Raw genomic sequence first — 19,127 nt, 5'->3', positions numbered from 1 at the left:
TCATGAATCGATTAGTAAAACCTTATATACTTGTTCTTTGCTTGTTTTGGTTTGGGATACTGTTACCTATCCCTGCACAAGCACAATTTTGCAACTGGCTGCAAGTGCAGATCGGCCAGAGCGTAACCGGAAATACACTTTCTGTATTCATAAAACCCAATCTGGATGTAACTGCAGCACCATGCAATATCTGGTCTTTGGGTAGCCAGATCACCATGCGTTGGCCGGCGGTATTAGGTGCCAATCCGGTGTCATCCATCACTTTTAATGGAACAGCCATGGGCTTTGCCCAGAACACCGGCCTCGGGCCAGGGGGAGCAATTGGGTCCGATGGAGGAGATGGATATTATTATGTTCAATTCACAAACTCAGGGTCTGGACTCCAGGCCTTGAGTGCCGCCGGGAACCAGGAGCTATTTAATGTGGATTTTACCGCAAGCTCAACCCCCGCTTTTGAATTTGTGCCAACAGGAGCTGGAACCATTTTCGGCAATACCGATCCTGCACTTTTTATGGGAGGGCAAAATGTTTTTGACAGCTTTATCCCAAATGGAGCCTTTCCGGTAGAATGGACACATTTTGCGGCCAGAGGCATCAATGGAAGAGAAGTAGAACTCAATTGGGGAACTTCTATCGAAATCAACAATGATTACTTCCAAATTGAAAAAAGTGTAGATGGGCAGGCTTTTGAAAAGATTGCCCAAATTGAAGGGGCTGGGAATACGACTGAGAAACAGGAATATTTCTACGTGGATAAGGCCTATGTCGCCGAAAGAGTCTTTTACCGACTCAAGCAGGTAGATAAAAATGGTTTGTTTGAATATTCGAAAGTAGAGGAAGTCAAATTGGAGAATTCTTTTCTCTCAAACCTCCGCTTTGAAATTTCGCCTAATCCTGCTGTCGACTTTGTGAACTTCAAATTGCAGGATCAAGCAAAAGGAGCCTATGAAGTGCTGGTAGTGGATGCATTTGGGAAGCAAATTCTAAGAGAAAGCTTTGACCTGGAAAAAGGGGTATATCAAATGCAGGTAGGTAATCTAAGTGAGGGCATGTACTATGCGAGCCTCATCGGAAAAGATGGAAATCAACATTCAATCGGAAAATTTCTTAAGCAGTAGACTTAGCTACGCTATTTCCTCACGAGGGCGGACTTTCGGGTCCGCCTTTTTTTTGTCTGGTTTCGCAGGTAAAAGTGTTCGCTTTTTTAGCTAAAAAAGAAGATATTCTCGCTTCAATTTTTTCGATGTCCATGTATATCCTGGGAATATCTGCGTACTATCACGATGCTGCCGCTGCCTTACTGAAGGATGGCGAAATACTGGCGGCAGCCCAGGAAGAACGCTTTAGTAGGATTAAGCATGATCCTCAATTTCCTGCTCAAGCGCTTTCCTATTGCCTGAAAGAAGCAGGAATAAAGCTCAAGGAGGTGGATGCCCTCGTATTTTATGATAAACCGCTGCTGAAATTTGAGCGTTTGCTAGAAACCTATTATGCCTATGCGCCCAAAGGATTTCGGCAATTTGTAAAGTCTATGCCGATTTGGGTGAAAGAAAAACTCTTCCTCAAATCGAGCCTGAGGAAGGAATTAGGTGCAATCGGGGAATATGATCCCAAATCCGTACCTCTGCTCTTTCCTGAACATCATTTGTCTCATGCTGCCAGTGCCTATTATCCTTCCCCTTTTGAGGACGCAGCTATTTTATGTGTGGATGGAGTAGGGGAATGGGCGACAACGAGTATTATGCATGGGAAAGGAAAAGCGATTGAGGTAAAAAAACAGATTTCTTTTCCACATTCTCTGGGTTTGCTGTATTCCTCCTTTACGTATTTTTTAGGCTTTAAGGTGAATTCGGGGGAATACAAACTTATGGGGCTCGCTCCCTATGGCAATCCTCATTCAACTCAAACCCAGAAATTTAAACAAAGCATAAAGGATCACTTGATCGATCTGTTTCCTGATGGATCCTTTCGACTAAATATTTCCTATTTCAGCTATCCTTATGATCTGCGCATGATTCAGGATAAGCAATGGGCGAATTTGTTTGGCATACCCAAACGGGAAGCTGAAACCCCAATTTTGCAGGAACATTGTGATCTGGCCCGGGCAATTCAGGAAGTAACGGAAGAGATTATACTTTTGCTGGCGAAAGAAGCGAAACGTCTGACCGGTTCAAACTACCTCTGTTTGGCAGGAGGCGTGGCCTTGAATTGCGTAGCGAATGGGAGGCTTTTGGAGGAAAATGATTTTAAAGAAATATATGTACAAGCGGCTGCAGGAGATGCCGGAGGCTCTTTAGGGGCTGCTTTGGCTGCTTATTACATCCATTTTGAAAAAGAAAGGAGGCAGCCTGCCCAAGATGTAAAGAAAGGAACCTATCTCGGACCTGCATATACTTCTGAGGAAATCAGGGCTGCCCTGGAGGAAGCAAATCTGAAGTTTACCGAACAAGCAGATGAGCTCCTTTTTCCCTATATAGCTAATCAATTAGCATCTGCAAAAGTAGTCGGCTGGTTTCAGGGAAACATGGAGTTTGGTCCCCGGGCCCTTGGAAATCGGAGCATCCTGGGAGATCCCGGACAGGCAAATATGCAGCGTATTGTCAATCTTAAGATCAAAAATCGGGAAAGCTTTCGTCCTTTTGCGCCGGTTGTATTGGAAGAGGAGTTGGAAGCGTATTTTGACCTAAAGCAATCCTCTCCCTATATGAGTTTTGTTCGGAAGCTAAAGACTGATCAACTCCGTCAGCTTCCTGAGAATTACCATGAATTACCGTTGGAGGAAAAGCTGACTTTTAAAAGGTCTGCCCTTCCTGCGATTACACATGTGGATGGAAGTGCACGTATTCAAAGCTTAAAAAAATCAGATAATCCGCGCTTTTATGCCCTATTGCAGGCGTTTAAGGAAGAACGTGGATACGGCATTTTACTAAATACCAGTTTTAATGTCCGAGGAGAACCGATTGTATGTAATCCGCAAGAAGCTATTCATTGTTTCCTGCAAACCGAGATGGATGTATTGGTTCTGGAGAATTTTATCATTGAAAAAGATTCGCAGAAAATGTAATTAGCGAACTCAAAGAGATTGAATATGGAATCATTTAAGGATCTGTGGAACTTTGTCCTGGAACGAAAAAAATTCTGGCTGGCTCCGATAATCCTCATCATATTGTTTATGGCTGTCATCCTCATCTTTGCTGAAAGCTCTGCCATCGGAAGTTTCGTATATACGCTTTTCTAATATGCGATCCCCCACTTACAGTTCGGATGAGAGTTTGCTGGCCCTGGTGTTACTGGGAGGCTTACTTTTTGTTTTATTCGATTTGGAAATAGCCCTTTGGATAGCTCTATTTTTGGGAGCAGGAGGCCTTTTGAGTAAACAGCTACGTGAGGGAATCCATAAAAGCTGGGTATTTCTGAGTCAAAAACTGGGTGCGATTTCCTCTTTCCTATTGCTGGCTCTGCTGTTTTTTCTCATCTTAAGCCCATTGGCCTGGATTCGCAGGCTAATAAAATCAGCCGATTCTTTCCATCCGGCTTCCAATTCCTCCTCAAATTTCGAAGAGCGTAATCATATATATACACCTGAGGATTTTAATAAGCCCTGGTAATTTGGAGAAAAATTTTTCTCTCCCCACAAAAAGTAGATTTTTCTATCTAATTCGCTGATTTTACACGAATTAAGCAGATTTGCCTGCGCCTTTGTGCGAATGTTTTTTTATATTCGACCTCTGAATTTGAACATGAATATGGACTATAACCGAATTAATAATTTTACTGGCTGGGGAACCTTCCTGATTGCCCTGGTGGTGTACCTATTGACGATGGCACCTACAGCCAGTTATTGGGATTGTGGGGAATTTATTGCCTGTGCAAATGAATTGGAGGTTCCACACCCTCCCGGAGCACCCTTCTTCCTACTTGTAGGACGGATTTTTGCCATGTTGGCAGGCCCTGATATGCTCAATGTCGCCTTTATGCTCAATCTTTTGAGTGTACTCTCGAGTGCGTTCACTGTGCTATTTACAACCTGGATCACAACTTACCTCGCGAAAAAACTCCTGATGGGAGGTAGCGATGAGGCGCCTACTAATATTCAAACCCTGGTCATTATGGCTGCAGGCTTAGTAGGGGGATTGGCAAATACCTTCGCAGATTCTTTCTGGTTCAATGCAGTTGAAGCAGAGGTTTACGCGATGAGTTCCTTCTTCACAGCCATTGTAGTATGGTTGATGTTTAAGTGGGAAGCTCGTGCCAATGAGCCTGGAAATGAGCGTTGGATCGTATTGATTGCCTATTTGATGGGACTATCGATCGGAGTTCACTTGTTGAACTTGTTGACCATCCCGGCACTTGCCTTTATTTATTACTTCAAAAAACACGATTTCTCCTGGACCGGATTTTTCGTTACCAGTGGCATATCAGTTGCTATTCTGGGGATCATTCAGACAGGGATCATCATTTATACCTTCGATATCGCCTGGGCATTTGAACGTGCTCTGGCAACCGTTTCTTCTGTTGGAGGCGTGAAAAGTGGATTAGGATTACCGGTAGGCTCCGGTCTGGTGGTATTCTTCCTGCTGCTATTTGCCGGTCTTGCATACGGCGTTTATTACAGCGCTAAAAACAAGAAACGTCTGCTCAATCTGGCGCTTATGAGCACAGTGGTCATCTTTATTGGTTTCTCTTCTTATCTCATGGTTCCAATTCGTTCGAATGCCAACCCTGCGATAGATGAGAACAATCCCGATGCGACCCATACATTCATCAGTTACATGAAAAGGGAGCAATATGGAAACAGGCCTTTACTCAAAGGACCTCTCTATAATGCTCGTGCAGTAGGATATGACAATGCCGGAACAGAATATATACTGGATACCGATAAAGATGGGAATGAATTCTACCGTGCGATAGGTGAGAAAGTAAAAGCACGCTATGCCAACAAGGATTTGAAATGGTTCCCACGGATGTATGAAAGTGGTCGCTACAATATGGGGCCGCATGGATATGTGAATTATGTGAGGCGGAAAGGGGCTGCAAACACCCCGTATGACGATAAACCTACCTCCTCGGAGGATATTAAATTCTTCTGGAACTATCAGGTGATCCATATGTACTGGCGCTACTTTATGTGGAATTTTGCTGGCCGACAGGGAGATACACAGGATATGGATTGGGAAAGTGGAATTTTCACCAGTACCAGCGACATGCCTGACTTTATCAAGAATAATCCAGCGAAGAACCATTTCTATTTACTCCCATTTTTATTGGGATTATTTGGGCTGGTATATCAAACGCTCAAACGAAGGAATGAGGCGATCATCGTAGGACTCCTATTCTTCTTTACGGGTTTTGCCATCATTATCTATTTAAATCAGTATCCCATGCAGCCGCGTGAAAGGGATTACTCCTTTGCGGGTTCTTTCCAAACCTTTGCGATTTGGATTGGGCTGGCTGTCCCTGCGATCTATATGGTGCTCAAACAATACCTGAAAGATGCAGCGGCTTATCTCGGCATTGGCCTGGGGATAATTGCTACTTTATTAATGGGAATAGAAGGCTGGGATGATCACTCACGTGCAGATCGATATGTAGCACCAGATTCAGCCTACAACCTGCTGAACTCACTCGCTCCTAATGCAGTACTCTTTACGAATGGGGATAATGATACCTTCCCCTTATGGTATGCGCAGGAAGTTGAACAGGTACGTCCTGATGTTCGAGTACTATGTTTGAGCTATGTGAATACTGATTGGTATATCGATCAAATGTACCAGAAGGTCAATGATTCTCCTCCTTTACCTTTGTCTATTTCTCCTTCCAATTATAGAGGACAGACTAACCAGAGTCGTAATTATGGTTCTCAGAAAGAAGTAACCAAGACTATCAATGGAGCTTCTGCTGCAGATTTAGTGGCAAAAGGAATCATTGGAGCTGAGGATGCTCCTTATGTTCAGCAAAATATGAGCTGGAAGTTTAATACACGCGGAGGACAAAGCCGCTATTTGGAATTGAAAGACGTATTGCTGCTGAATCTTCTGGAAAATACAGCCAGTCAAGGTTGGGAGCGTCCGATCTATTTCGCTAATACAGTAACGCCCAGCAACTTCCTGAAACTGGATCCTTTCCTTCGTCAGGAAGGATTGGCTTATCGGGTTCTTCCCTTGAAAAAACCAGGATTTAGTGATCGATTTGATCAGTTTTCCGGTAATATCGATAAGGGACGGATGTATGATAACCTCATGAACAAATTCCGTTTCCGTAACCTTAACAAGCCCGGAACCTATTTTGATGAGAACATCATTCGTATGGTTTCCAACTACCACAATACCTTCCATAGATTGATTGGAAGTTATGTGCGTGATGCTACAGAGCTTGAGCGAGGTATCGCTAATATGGAATCTCAAATAGCCGGCGGATCTGAAGCTGCGGATAGTCTTCAGGCTGTGATTGATAATAATAGGGTAGTAGTTGCCGATTATCGTAGCAAAGCTAATAATCTGGCTATTGCTGCTGAAGAAAAATTCCCATTGGAAATCGCAACTCCAGAGCCTTATCTAATTGTGAGAACGGCTATTTCCTGGAATCAATTAGGGAATAAGGAAAAGGCAGATAAATACTTTAATATGGCGAAAGATCGCGTGGTCAATTCCCTTAAGTATTATTATGATTCCGGAGATACCTTTCCAAGAAGGAGTGTATATGTTCAGACCCTCAACTATCTGGCGAGTCTGGCATTGGATCCGGAGTTTAATCGTCCTGAATTAGCTCAGGAACTTCAGCAAGCGAGACAGTCTATGCCTAAGTATTTTGGGCAATAGAGATTAAAAGATAAATCCGATCTGAAAGGAGATCCGTTGGAAAGAGTAATCATCTTTGTAGCGGATCTCCCACTGTTTATAGTCCTCACTGATTTCCTGCAATCGCCATCCCAGGCTCAAGGTCCATGCATAATGTTCCTTTGCTAGGAATTTTAATCCTGCACCCAATTCTAGAAGGAGCCCTCCTTCCGCTTTAAAATCTTCAAAAAGGATATTGCCCCAGGGATCTGTTACTTCTTCTCTACCATAAAGAGGATAGCTTGTTCCAACTTGTCCATAGACATGCGGGCGGATGTATCCTTTCCCCAAATCTCCCCGAATATCCACAAAGAGCGGCATGATATATCCCCGATTGAAGAGGTTTACTCCTGTACCTACTCCCAGCCCCAAGCCTTTTTCTGTATAGAAGTTTGCACTGTATTGTAGAGAGAGCGAGAAGAAATTACCAAGGAGGCTGGGATCAACTCCCGGTAAGGGATCTGGATTATGCAGTAGAAAACCCACTTGCACATGATTTCTCCAGCCTCTCTGACTACCCGGTCCATTGAACAATTTCTCTGAGCGTACGGAGTCTATTTCACTTAAAGAAAAGATAAAGACTTGACTGTCCACACTTTCTACTCTAAGTTTTCTTCCGGCATCTACGAGGCTGGTATCTCCTTTGAGAATCCATCCATTTTGCAGAAAGACCCTTTGTTTATTTCTTTGGTTGATTTGTGCATCTGTGTGAGAGGGGAGTAGAAGGCTTCCTAGCAGGCATATAATTAGTAGGTGTGTATAGCTTTTCATAGGGGTTTTCTTTTATGACGTAAGAAAAGAGCTCTGTGCTGCAAAAGGAAAAGTCGGGGCAAAAAAAAACCGGACCTTTTCAGATCCGGTTCAAAGCGTTAATAGATATATTTTTATGCTTCCTCGGTAACTTTATCTTCAGTTGCCGGTTTAGCATCTTCTTCTCTTTGACGCTGAGCTTCCTTCTTCACTCTATCATCTTCACGACGCTTCTTCCTTTCTTCCAATCCTTCAGCAATAGCGCCTGAGATTGTATTGATAACCAGAGATACTGACTTGGCAGCATCATCATTGGCAGGAATTGGAAAATCAACGAGATTTGGGTTGCTGTTTGTATCTACCATAGCGATGGTAGGGATACCCAATTTACGGGCTTCAGCAATTGCGATATGTTCTTTTTTGATATCAACTACGAAAAGAGCTGAAGGAAGACGGTTAAGGTCTGCAATTCCTCCCAGTACTTTTTCAAGTTTGGTTTGCTCACGAGTTAACATGAGACGCTCTTTCTTATTGATACGCTCGAAAGTACCATCAGACTTCATCTTTTCGATGTTTTTCATCCTTTTGATACTTCTACGAACGGTAGCGAAGTTTGTCAGCATTCCTCCCAACCAACGTTCTGTAACGAATGGCATGTTGATGCGACGAGCTTCTGTTTCAACGATCTCTTTGGCTTGCTTTTTTGTAGCAACAAAGAGGATCTTTCTTCCTGATACAGCCAATTGTTTTGCAACACGAGCAGCTTCATCAAGCAGCTTTTGGGTTTTGTTCAGGTCGATGATATGGATGCCATTTCTCTCCATAAAAATGTACGGAGACATATGGGGATCCCATTTCTTTTTGAGGTGTCCAAAGTGAACGCCTGCTTCGAGTAAACTTTGATATGATGGTGACTCCATAGGTATCTTTTCGATCGATTAACGCTTTGAGAACTGCGAACTTTTTCTCGCTTTTTTCTTTCCGTATTTTTTACGCTCAACTTTACGAGCATCACGAGTCAATAGTCCAGCTTTTTTCAAAACGGGGCGAAACTCAGGATTCGCTTCGATGAGTGCTCTGGATAGCCCCAGACGAATAGCTTCTGCTTGTCCTTTGATCCCTCCTCCATTTACATTTACCTTGATGTCATAACCGCTATGGTTTACCTCAAGTGCTGTAAAAGGCTCTTTTACTTTGAGCTGCATGAGTGGAAAAGGAAAGAAAACATCTAGTTCTCTTTTATTGACAGTGAATTTTCCAGTACCTCCCTCAGAAAGGATAACCCGTGCTACCGCACGCTTCCTTCTACCTACTGAAACTATCTGACTCATTATATATTAGATTAATTCGTTGATTACTTGATTTCTAAAACTTGAGGCTCTTGAGCTTCATGTGGATGCTCTGTACCTGCATATACTCTCATGTTACGGTAGAGTGTGCTTCCCAAACGATTCTTCGGTAGCATGCCTTTAACAGCTTTCTCTACCATGCGAATAGGATGCTTCTCCATAAGTTCTTTTGCAGTCAATACACGCTGACCTCCAGGGTATCCTGTGTGGCGGATGTATTGTTTGTCTTCCCATTTAGTTCCGGTTAGACGAATTTTATCTGCATTAATAACGATAACGTTATCTCCGCAATCTACATGAGGGGTAAAAGAAGGTTTGTGCTTACCTCTGAGAATCTTTGCGATCTCACTGGCAGCACGGCCAAGTACCTTTCCTTCTACGTCAACAATCCACCATTTTTTCTCTACGGTAGATGCGTTGGCTGACAGTGTTTTATAACTTTTTGAATCCATTAAATTCTGTAAATACAAATGTTTCTCAAAACGGCTGTGCAATTACGGTTAATTTTGAAAAACATGCAACTATGGATCGAGAAAAGATTAGGGAATTTTGCCCTTCTTTACATTTTTCAATAGGTAGGCAGTAAAAAGGCTCTTATATCGATCCTTTTATCTTCTTTCCTTCACACCACCGTCGAAGATTAATGGGCGTTCTTATTGCAGGGGCCTTTCCTTTAAAGCAGATTTTGGTAAAAAATCGAGCCTTTATTAGAAAATACTGGAATTGGTCGGACTTCTTACAAAAAGAGGGTCTAATTTTCGACAAATCCAGGATAGCTTATGGACTCAAGAGGATTTTGCGATCCTTATAAAAAAGAGTCAAAATTGGGACAGATTCAAAACTATTTTGAAAAGGCTGAGTTTTCTGCCTGATTTCCTTATTTTTAATACAAACCCGCTTTTGTCGATGAGCGCGAATATGAACAAACGTAAACACATGCCAGAAAGCAAATCCTTTTCCCTATGGGTACGCCTGTTTAGCCTATGCAGTCTCCTATTAATCACAGGCAATGATCTTTGGGCTACCCATAACCTGGCAGGGCAGATCACCCTTGAACAAAATGATCCTAACAACACCAATAGTTATACAATAACGCTGACAACCTATACGGATCCCTCAGTGGCAAATGTGGATCGCTGTTCGGCAGATATAGAAATTTGGGCTGTAACAGGTTCTCCCGGTCGACCTGGGGCTCCTGGTAATCCTACCTATGTTAAGATTGGTAGCCTCGACCAGATTCCGAGAGCGAATGGGGTCATCATGACTGTACCTCCCCAAGATTGTAATATCGTCAGTCCCAGAAATGGGGTCGAAGTGAAAGGGCCTGTAAAACGTAATCTTTATTTTACTGATTTTGTCTTCCCGGGTCCCGGACTGTATCAACTTCGCTATTTCGACAAAAACAGAAGGACAGGTATCGCGAATATGGATAATTCCGAACAGCTGGCCTTTTATATAGAGACACAATTATTTATTACCCCGCCCATTATAGGAAATAATAATACTCCGGTTCTTTTGAATGAGCCCTTGGATGATGCTTGTCAGGGAAAAATCTGGACACATAATCCCGGAGGCTTTGATCCGGATGGAGATTCATTGGTTTACTACCTAAGACCTTCTTTCCAGTATGATCCTCCTACAATCAATACGCCCATTTCAGTTACCAACTACCGTTTCCCGGATAATGCTGAGTTTGGAGCAGGAAATACCATGGTTATGGATTCTGTAACGGGATTGATCACCTGGGATGCACCGGGTAGGGTAGACCTGTACAATTTTGCTTATGTAGTGGAAGAATGGCGGGATGGAATCTTATTGGGCTATGTAATACGAGACATGGCTGTCTTTGTCCAGGCTTGTGATAATAATCCTCCTATAATAGAGACTATCAATGACACCTGTGTTTTCGCAGGGGAAACCATTGCCTTTGATTTTAAGGCATGGGACCCCGATGAACAGGATAGTTTATATCTCAGGCTTAATAATGGGGTGCTGGGAAATAATGGTCCTTTTTCCGTGAATAATCCTGCAACTATACAAGGCCGGGTGATTGATGGAGTAGTGGGACCTTTGCGAAACTTCACCAATCTACCGGAAGCTACCTTAAATAATGGAGTGGTCAATGGGAGCCCTGCAGACCCGGATACGATTAGAGGGGAGGTCGTCTGGAATACGGCTTGTGAAAATATCAGAAAGCAGTTTTACCAGATAGACTTCTTTGCTTCAGATAATGAGAATTACGCGCTGACTACGCGCCCGGGAATTACCACCCTTACTGCCAATAAAGTCGTAACTATCAAAGTGATTCCTCCCCCGCCCCTGAATCTACGGGTAACCAAAGGTTCCAGAGTAGTAGATGTGGCCTGGGATCCTCCGATTTGTGTAGACATGGTCGTGGGCTATAATGTCTATCGTAAGATAGAAGGCAGCGATTTTATGCAGGACACGGTTTGTTGTACCATGAGCCCCGCTGATCAGGGATACGAATTGCTGCAATTTAATGTAGGCCCGAATAACCTCAACTTACGGGATTCTTTGACTAGTATCGATGGCATCTTTGGAAAAGAGATTTGCTATGTAGTTACTGCCCTTTATGATGATCAGAATAATCCGGGCCTACCTGTAATGGAGAGTTGTGCGGATGGACCGGCATGTGTGGAAATTGAGAATGATATCTTATACCTAACCAATGACAGTGTTTCCGTAACTGATCCTGTCAATGGCGAAATTTTTGTTTCCTGGTCTCAGCCTTCAATTGATCCTTTCTTCCCCGGACCCTTCACCTATCGCTTGTACCGGGCAAATAATAATGCCTTTCCAGCCATCGATATTGTGGATCTGAATTATGATGATACCACTTATACCGATACAGGACTGGATACAGAAATCAGGGCGTATAGTTATCGGGTTGAAATTTTTGATTCGCTTGGTCTCCTGATAAATACCAGTTTGGGAGAAAACCAGGGATCCAGTATTTATCTGGTAACGACAGGTGGGAATGGACAGATAGAATTGAACTGGACAGAATTTGTGCCCTGGTCTAATACTTCCTATGAGGTACATCGATCTGATAATGGAATAAATGGAACTTATATTCCTATTGCCACAGTCAACGGCACAGGAGCTACTTTGCATACCTATATGGATACGGGTTTAAATCCGAATCAGGAGTATTGTTATTTCATACGATCTATAGGTAGCCATAATGTAGCCAATGTCAAACCTTTATTGCTCAATGATTCCCAGAAAGAATGTGCCTTTGCACAGGATGAAGAACCTCCTTGCCCACCGAGTGTGTTGGTTGAAGGAGCCTGTGAGGATTTGGAACATAAAGTTACCGTAACGAAATCTATGTTGGATTGTGCTTCAGATACGGATTCTATCAGAATTCTCTTTGGCCCAAGTGAATTAGGGCCTTTCCGTTGGGTGGAAAGCATCGCCTTCAACAGCTTTGGAGAAGAGATTACCATTACCTATGACTTTAGCAGCAATCGTGAGGATTTGGCTGGTTGCTATGTAGTAACAGCAGTTGATACCCTGGGTAATGAAAGCCCGATTTCAACAGTTGCCTGTATTGATTTCTGTCCTTTATTAGAAATGGCCAATGTATTTACTCCAAATCTGGACGGAATCAATGATATTTTTAAACCTCGCTTCCATCGGGACGTCATTCTAAAAGAGTTCCAGGTCTTTGATCGTTGGGGCCGCCTCATGCATACAACTCTAACAGATATCAATACCTTATGGAGGGGTGAGGTGGATGGAACTTCCAAAGAAGCTGTAGAAGGCGTTTATTACTATTATATTCGCTATGAAGAACTCGGCATCAATGGAAATACTCCACGTGAAGAAAAAGGCTGGGTCTCTTTATTTAGATAGGTCCAATAGAAACGCGTGTGAAATCTATTTTACGGAAACTCAATGAAGCATATCCGGATTCAGCTAATTTGAAAGCTTTTTTCTGGGAAGCTTTAGGTGTTGGTGCTTTCATTTTTCTATTTCTCTACTTTTTCCGACCCTTTGGGATAGGGCAGGTTCAGGATGATACGCTCATGCTTTGTCTGGGCTTTGGGCTGATCACCTTTGCCGTAAGTTTGCTATTCGAAATCTTTATCCGCTTTGTGTTGAAAATCCGCAAAGACTTGCCGAGCTGGACCCTGGGCAAATGGATATTGACCACGACTATCCTGATATCCTTTATTGCACTGGCCAATCATGCGTACTTATTATATAGATATCCATCGGGTCCTTTTCATGTGGGAAACCTGCTGTTCTCCTTTATCTCTACCTTCGCGATTGGAATATTCCCAATCATCTTTAGTGGGCTGGTCAATCAATTGCGTTTTGTAAAGAAAAACAACCAACACGCAAGTGAGATTCAATTGCCTCTTATAGAAAATCATCCGGCTGAGAAACTTAGGCTTTCTTCTGCCAATAAGAAACAGTCCTTTGAAGTGGAACTGGACAAACTTCTTTATTTGGAGGCGATGCAAAATTATGTGCTGGTTTATTATGTAGGGGAAAGTGAGATCGAAAAGGAAATCCTTCGAACTACCTTGTCTCAGCTGGATAAAGAATTGCCGGATGATCATTTCTACAGAAGTCACCGCTCCTTTATTGTAAACCTGGGACAGATTTCAAAAGTGAAGGGAAATGCCCAGGGATTGACCCTGAGTTTGAAAGTCGATGAAGATTTGGAGGTTCCAGTTTCCCGAAATAAGATAAAGGAACTCAAAAACCGTTTATCCCAAAAGCTTGTCATTCATCCCTAAAGCTTGTTTTTCGTCATTATTGCCTTGTCAGCCGTCACTGCTTCTTTCAATGCTGAAACTCCTATCCTACATTTGAGTAAAGCAAGAGAAAAAGCAATTATATGGAATCGTTTACTAAAATCACCACCCTTTCACATGTCATCGCAGGCTTCATCAGTTTGATCCTCTTTTGGCTACCAGTATTTACCAGAAAGGGAGGAAAAACACATCGCAAAATTGGAAATCTCTATGTCTACTGTATGTGGTTCGTTGTGATCACGGCTGGGATACTGAGTATCAAAAATTTAATTATCGAGGAATACAATATGGCTATATTCCTTGGCTTCCTGACTTTTATTACAGGCAATCCCCTCTGGTATGGAGTCGCGATCCTGAAGAATAAAAAAGGAGTCAGTACGCGCTTCAAGCAAATCCACTATACGATCAATATCGCGATTATCCTTTTTAGCATCATGATGATTACCTATGCCTTGTTCAATCTTCAGAATGGCGCATCTATTTTGATGATGTTCTTCGGGATGTTGGGCATAGCTTCCATCCCTCAACTGATCAGAGACTATAAGAATCAAATGGCCGGCAAGTCCTGGTTCAAAGAGCACTATGTGGGCATGGTTACCACGGGGACTGCTGCTTATACCGCTTTTCTTGCTTTCGGAGGACGACAATACCTGGACGGAATCCTGACGGGCTACTGGCAAATACTTCCCTGGATATTGCCTACCATCCTCACTTTTATAGGTCTTGCGTTTGCGAGAAGGTACTATGAGAAGAAAGGAATATTAAAGCCGGCTAAGAAAAATAAGGAAAGAGTAGCTCAGGTTGCATAAACTTGGCTTTAATCAAAACAAAGTCTATTAGATAAAGTAAATTTGTAGGGACAGATTATGATCTGTCCCTACATGTTTTAACTAATTATCATGTTTACAGGAATCGTAACCCATATCGGAGAAGTTTACTCAGTCAAATCAGAAGGCAGCGGCAAGGTCATAGAGGTATTTGCTCCTTTCGATGAGCCAATCAAGATAGATCAGAGCATTGCTCATGAAGGCGTGTGTTTGACTGTTGCTGATATTCTTCTTTCCAATGAAGAGGGAAGCCAGTATAAAGTTGTAGCTGTTGAGGAGACTTTGAAAAAGACAAGTGTGGATTCCTGGAAAGCCGGAGATAAAGTAAATCTGGAAATGTGCCTCAAAGTAGGCGATCGCCTCGATGGGCATTTTGTACAGGGACATGTGGATACGGTTGGTAGAGTAGAGGCAATCGAAGATAGAGACGGTTCCTGGTTATTTAGGTTTAGCTATCCGGAAGAGTTTGCGCATTTATTGGTGGAGAAAGGTTCTATTTGTGTAAATGGGACGAGTCTTACGCTTATTGAAGCAGGTAAAGATTATTTTACCATTACTATTATTCCCTATACCTATGAACATACCAGCTTCAATCAGTTGAAGATTGGTGATCCGGTGAATCTGGAGTTTGATATTCTTGGGAAGTATTTTTTGAGGAAGCAGTGGTTGGAGCAGCTTTCCTGAGGGTTTTGCTACTTTTTTTATAGGAGGTTTGGTAGGAGATTTCTTTCCCCTTTTTTAGAAAAAGGGGCAAAAATCGCAGCGCCCAAAGCCAGCCGCACAAGCCGCCCCAGCTCCCGATGGGCTCTGCAGGGCCAGCACACTTATTATGGGATTGGATTTTATCGAATGAGCTTTTGTAAAAGCCATTGTGTATGGGTTCACTTGAGTGAAGTTGAGCTTTCTCAGTTTTTCTTATTGGTGGGCTTTTCTGTAAGGGAGGTTTAGTAGGAGATTTCTTTCCCCTTTTTTAGAAAAAGGGGCAAAAATCGCAACGCCCAAAGCCAGCCGCACATGCCACCCCGGCTCCTGATGGGCTCTGCAGGGCCAGCGCACTTTTGAAGGGATGGGTTTTTATCGAATGAGCTTTTGTAAAAGCAATTTTGTATGGGTTGACTTGAGTGAAGTTGAACTGTCTCGTTTTTTTTTCTTTTTCTCAGGCGTTTCTATAGAGGAGGTTTAGTAGGAGTAGGACCAGTGGGACTTTAGATCAGTTTGTGCCTAACAACAAAGCCCCCACCGCAGGTGAGGGCTCATATCTTTTGTAAGATGATTTCTTTATTCTTCTTCTTTGGTAAAGAATTTATCTGCCAGAACGAATACTTTTTCTGTCAGGTCTTCCTGATTTCCGGAGAAATAGGATTCGGGATTCTGACTGGATTGGATAAGGAAGCCATGCTCAGCGTCGGGAAAGGCCTTGATTGTAATAATGCCTTTCGTGGCAGTTTGGATACTTAATTGCATGGCAGGACTCATAGACGCAGGTTTTCGGTCTACGAAATTGCTGCTTTTTAAGGCATAGATGCTGCTAATATAACTGCTGACTTCCGCCTGATCGAGGACTTGCTCGCTTTCCATCATCATCCATTGCTGCGTAGAGTCTTTACTGATTTTATAGGAACCGGATTCACCCATAGCAAAGCCCAATCCCTGAACATCGGCAGTTGTAAAATCAAAAATGCTATTCTTACGCCAGTCATTGGCTGCTTTATTGAAATTCCCTTCCAGATAGCCTTCGACCAGATAGGTTTCTTCATCCTCTGGCAGACGAACATAGTTCATGCCAGTAGTGCGGTAAGTAAAGTTTCCGAGGATGATGTCGAGCATTTTCCCATCTGCTCCCAGCAGTTGAACACGTGTTCCAGCGCTGTCTACCTGATATTCGGCCCAATCATCTTCATCCCGACTTACCAATTGTGAGGCTTCTAATAAGGACAGTCCTGCCAAGGCAGAACGCAATCCGCTTCCATTGACTGGAGCTGTATTGCCATCAGCCAATTTCAAACGCCATACGCCTGATTGTTTTTCCAGCTTTACCTGGTCTTTTTGAGGAGCATCTACAATGATGGTGTTGACCAGAGCAGTATCTACAGCTGCCAGGGTCTTTTCAAAGGTCCGGACTTTCCTTCCTCCAAATGCTACCATACCCAAATAGAGGACTGTCAGTCCTGCTAAAGCTATGCCCAGTTGTTTATTTGTGAATCTTTTGAACATCTTTTCGAGTTTTTACTGTAAAGGTGTTGTAGTGTTTTTTTTTGTAGTTAACTGGTAGAACAATAACACTACCGCACTATAACACTTCTTTAACTATAATCAATCGCCTTCCATTTAAGGGTTTGCATCTTTCTCTTTTGTCTGCGGTAGAGCCCGAAACCTAAGAGGATCAGGATCGGTAAGAGGAAGTTGAGCACTTTGACCAAACTTCTTTCTCCTGCTTCCAATTGTTTCTCCAGGGGTCTTGCTACCACACCTTTGGTACGCAGCTGAATAAGCCCGGTATCATCCGTCAACCAGTCAATGGCATTGACGAGAAAGTTGGCATTGTCCGGTATGAATTGCTGGCCCTGCTGGTAGATGGGAAAGTCTCCATCCCCTGCTACAACAATTCTTGAATCCTGATTTGCCTTACTTCCTTCGACCCAAACTGCCATAGGTTGAGGCCCGGCGGTAAAATCATTTTGAGTCCACTGTTTATTAGGATTAAAGAAGACCGGAGCCGGTTGCTTTCCGGTGAGTTGAGAGGTATAAACCAGATTCCCTCCTTTCGAAGTACTATCTAGACTCAAACTTATCGGACTTGGGAATTGCATCAACATGACTTCCAGACCTTCGGTAATAGGATGAGCTTCGAAATTGTTGATCTGCATGATGTAGGGGAAATCGATGTAACTGGTTACATTCATTTGCCCAAAAGGTGTCATCTGTGGAGTTTGAACCCCAATTTGAATTCCTTGTTGATCTACCAGAAAACTTTGCTCTACCCGCACACCCTTTTCTCCCAGCCAGGTTTCGAGGCCAGTATTCAAAGGCCCCCAGGGACCCTGGCCTTGTAGATTGGCTTGAACAGCATCCAGTCCTACAAATAGATTTCCCCCACTTGCCAGAAATTCATCTAGCTGAGCAAGTTCTTGTGCTGAATAAGGTTGTTGAGGTTTAAGGATTACCAGGGTTTTAAAGGCAGCCCAGGAATTGGGCTGAGCAAGATTGACCGTGTCTCCCACATAGGATACCTGTAGCATCTGTGCTACCTGAGGCATCTGTTGGATGGGAGGTTCGCCATGTCCCTGTACAAAGCCTACTTTGGGTTTATCCTTGATGGCCAGCTTCTTTACACTGGAAGCCAAAGAATATTCCATTCCTCTCACATCGCGGATCAGAGGGATAGGCTCTTGCTGGGCTCCAAGCTTAACAATGGCTCCCATAAATCCATTTACCACTTTAATTTCATCATTCTCCCTGCTCTGGATTTGCACCTGAGCCAGTCCACTTTGCTGCAACTTGGCTTTCTCTGCATCTTCCTGCGGAACTTCCAGAAATTCGTAGACTACCTGACCATCCGAATAGCTCGCAAACTCTGAGAGCATATCCTGAAAGTCATTTTTTACATTTTCAAAGTCAGGAGGGAGGTTGGGTGAAAAGTAAGCCGAGATAGTTACCTGATCTGCAAGATTCTCCAGGATATCCTTGCTGCTGTCACTCAGGGTATATCTTTTATCTGCTGTAAAGTCAAGGCGAAAGAAAGCCCGATAGGCAATCAGGTTGACGATAAGGAAAATCCCTATGTACAGCAGTGTCCGTATATTCAGTGTTGATTTTGTCAGTTTCATGATCTTAGGCTTAGTCGATTACGTTTCTTTGAGCGAGTTGGCGCTCGGTTAACAAAAGGCCTAAAGCCGTAAGGGTGAGGAAGAAGATCAGGTCGCGTGAATCTATAACTCCCCGAGAGATAGAATTGAAATGAGTATTGAAACTCAGATAATCCAGGAAGTTGCCTACTCCTCCGGGAAAGAGGCTGGCAGAGAAGTCAAAGATAAAAGCGAAAATAAGGCCGATCAATAAGGCCAGAAGAAAAGCCACAATTTGATTGTTGGTAATACTACTGGCAAAAAGTCCTATACCGATATAGGCAGAGCTGAGCAATAAAAGCCCGAAATAACCCATAATGGTTGCTCCATGATCCATCGGTCCCAACCAGGCAATGGTGAAGTAATAGGGCAGGGTAAACAAAAGAGAAGTTCCTACTAGCATAAGACAGGCCAGGTATTTTCCGGCTACAATCTCCCAGTCTGAAATGGCTCTCGTTACCAAAACTTCGAGGGTGCCCGCTTTTTTCTCTTCTGCAATCATCCGCATGGTGATGGCTGGGATGAAGAAGATGAAAAGGATATAGGCGAAATCAAAGAAGGGACTCAAGTCCGCTTGTTTCACCAAAAATATATCGTTTCCAAAGAACCAGGTCAAAAATCCTGTCAGTCCCAGGAAAGCAAATAATAATATATAGGCAACGAGGGAGTCAAAAAATGTTTGAAATTCCCGCTTTGCTATGATCCATATATTTTTCATTGGATTTTCGTT

At 43.1% G+C, this 19,127-nt stretch carries 16 protein-coding genes; 9 read left to right on the top strand and 7 right to left on the bottom strand.

The window, feature by feature from the left end; genetic code table 11:
• The first annotated feature begins 2 nt into the window (after positions 1-2).
• From R8P61_16320 to R8P61_16300, 5 genes are all read left to right on the top strand, one after another.
• A complete protein-coding gene (locus R8P61_16320; GenBank protein MDW3648634.1) occupies positions 3-1,118 on the top strand; it encodes a T9SS type A sorting domain-containing protein in 1,116 nt (371 codons plus the stop codon).
• A 125-nt stretch (positions 1,119-1,243) separates the two neighbouring features.
• Positions 1,244-3,064: a carbamoyltransferase gene (locus tag R8P61_16315; GenBank protein ID MDW3648633.1), complete on the top strand. Its 1,821-nt coding sequence runs from the start codon at positions 1,244-1,246 to the stop codon at positions 3,062-3,064.
• Positions 3,065-3,088: 24 nt separating this feature from the next.
• Positions 3,089-3,238 (top strand): DUF5989 family protein, encoded by a 150-nt coding sequence (locus R8P61_16310; protein MDW3648632.1) that lies wholly within the window; start codon positions 3,089-3,091, stop codon positions 3,236-3,238.
• Between the two features lies 1 nt (position 3,239).
• Positions 3,240-3,608, top strand: coding sequence for an SxtJ family membrane protein (locus R8P61_16305; protein ID MDW3648631.1), 369 nt, complete (start codon positions 3,240-3,242; stop codon positions 3,606-3,608).
• Between the two features lie 132 nt (positions 3,609-3,740).
• Entirely contained in the window at positions 3,741-6,818 is a 3,078-nt protein-coding gene (locus R8P61_16300; GenBank protein ID MDW3648630.1) for a DUF2723 domain-containing protein, read from the top strand.
• Positions 6,819-6,821: 3 nt separating this feature from the next.
• Here R8P61_16300 and R8P61_16295 read toward each other — a convergent pair whose 3' ends face one another.
• From R8P61_16295 to rplM, 4 genes are all read right to left on the bottom strand, one after another.
• The gene (locus tag R8P61_16295) at positions 6,822-7,607 is read right to left on the bottom strand and encodes a hypothetical protein (GenBank protein MDW3648629.1); all 786 of its coding nucleotides are present in this window, start codon (positions 7,605-7,607) and stop codon (positions 6,822-6,824) included.
• A 113-nt stretch (positions 7,608-7,720) separates the two neighbouring features.
• Positions 7,721-8,506, bottom strand: a complete 786-nt coding sequence (rpsB, locus tag R8P61_16290) for a 30S ribosomal protein S2 (protein MDW3648628.1) — start codon at positions 8,504-8,506, stop codon at positions 7,721-7,723.
• A gap of 18 nt (positions 8,507-8,524) precedes the next feature.
• The gene (rpsI, locus tag R8P61_16285; GenBank protein ID MDW3648627.1) at positions 8,525-8,917 is read right to left on the bottom strand and encodes a 30S ribosomal protein S9; all 393 of its coding nucleotides are present in this window, start codon (positions 8,915-8,917) and stop codon (positions 8,525-8,527) included.
• Between the two features lie 23 nt (positions 8,918-8,940).
• On the bottom strand, positions 8,941-9,387 hold the full coding sequence (gene rplM / locus R8P61_16280; protein MDW3648626.1) for a 50S ribosomal protein L13: 447 nt from the start codon (positions 9,385-9,387) through the stop codon (positions 8,941-8,943).
• Positions 9,388-9,871: 484 nt separating this feature from the next.
• On the opposite strand from rplM, the gene R8P61_16275 reads away from it, so the two are divergent.
• From R8P61_16275 to R8P61_16260, 4 genes are all read left to right on the top strand, one after another.
• On the top strand, positions 9,872-12,814 hold the full coding sequence (locus R8P61_16275; protein MDW3648625.1) for a gliding motility-associated C-terminal domain-containing protein: 2,943 nt from the start codon (positions 9,872-9,874) through the stop codon (positions 12,812-12,814).
• A gap of 17 nt (positions 12,815-12,831) precedes the next feature.
• Positions 12,832-13,707 (top strand): LytTR family DNA-binding domain-containing protein, encoded by an 876-nt coding sequence (locus tag R8P61_16270; protein MDW3648624.1) that lies wholly within the window; start codon positions 12,832-12,834, stop codon positions 13,705-13,707.
• A gap of 101 nt (positions 13,708-13,808) precedes the next feature.
• Positions 13,809-14,534 (top strand): hypothetical protein, encoded by a 726-nt coding sequence (locus R8P61_16265; GenBank protein ID MDW3648623.1) that lies wholly within the window; start codon positions 13,809-13,811, stop codon positions 14,532-14,534.
• A 90-nt stretch (positions 14,535-14,624) separates the two neighbouring features.
• Complete coding sequence (locus R8P61_16260; GenBank protein MDW3648622.1) at positions 14,625-15,236, top strand: riboflavin synthase; 612 nt, start codon at positions 14,625-14,627, stop codon at positions 15,234-15,236.
• A 594-nt stretch (positions 15,237-15,830) separates the two neighbouring features.
• Here R8P61_16260 and R8P61_16255 read toward each other — a convergent pair.
• The 3 genes from R8P61_16255 to R8P61_16245 form a co-directional block, all read right to left on the bottom strand.
• Positions 15,831-16,766 (bottom strand): DUF4340 domain-containing protein, encoded by a 936-nt coding sequence (locus tag R8P61_16255; GenBank protein ID MDW3648621.1) that lies wholly within the window; start codon positions 16,764-16,766, stop codon positions 15,831-15,833.
• An 89-nt stretch (positions 16,767-16,855) separates the two neighbouring features.
• On the bottom strand, positions 16,856-18,379 hold the full coding sequence (locus R8P61_16250) for a Gldg family protein (protein MDW3648620.1): 1,524 nt from the start codon (positions 18,377-18,379) through the stop codon (positions 16,856-16,858).
• Positions 18,380-18,389: 10 nt separating this feature from the next.
• A complete protein-coding gene (locus tag R8P61_16245) occupies positions 18,390-19,115 on the bottom strand; it encodes an ABC transporter permease subunit (protein ID MDW3648619.1) in 726 nt (241 codons plus the stop codon).
• Positions 19,116-19,127: the final 12 nt, after the last annotated feature.

This window comes from Bacteroidia bacterium, from assembly GCA_033391075.1.
Lineage (GTDB): Bacteria > Bacteroidota > Bacteroidia > J057 > J057 > JAWPMV01.
This window is presented reverse-complemented; position numbering and strand designations above follow the sequence as displayed.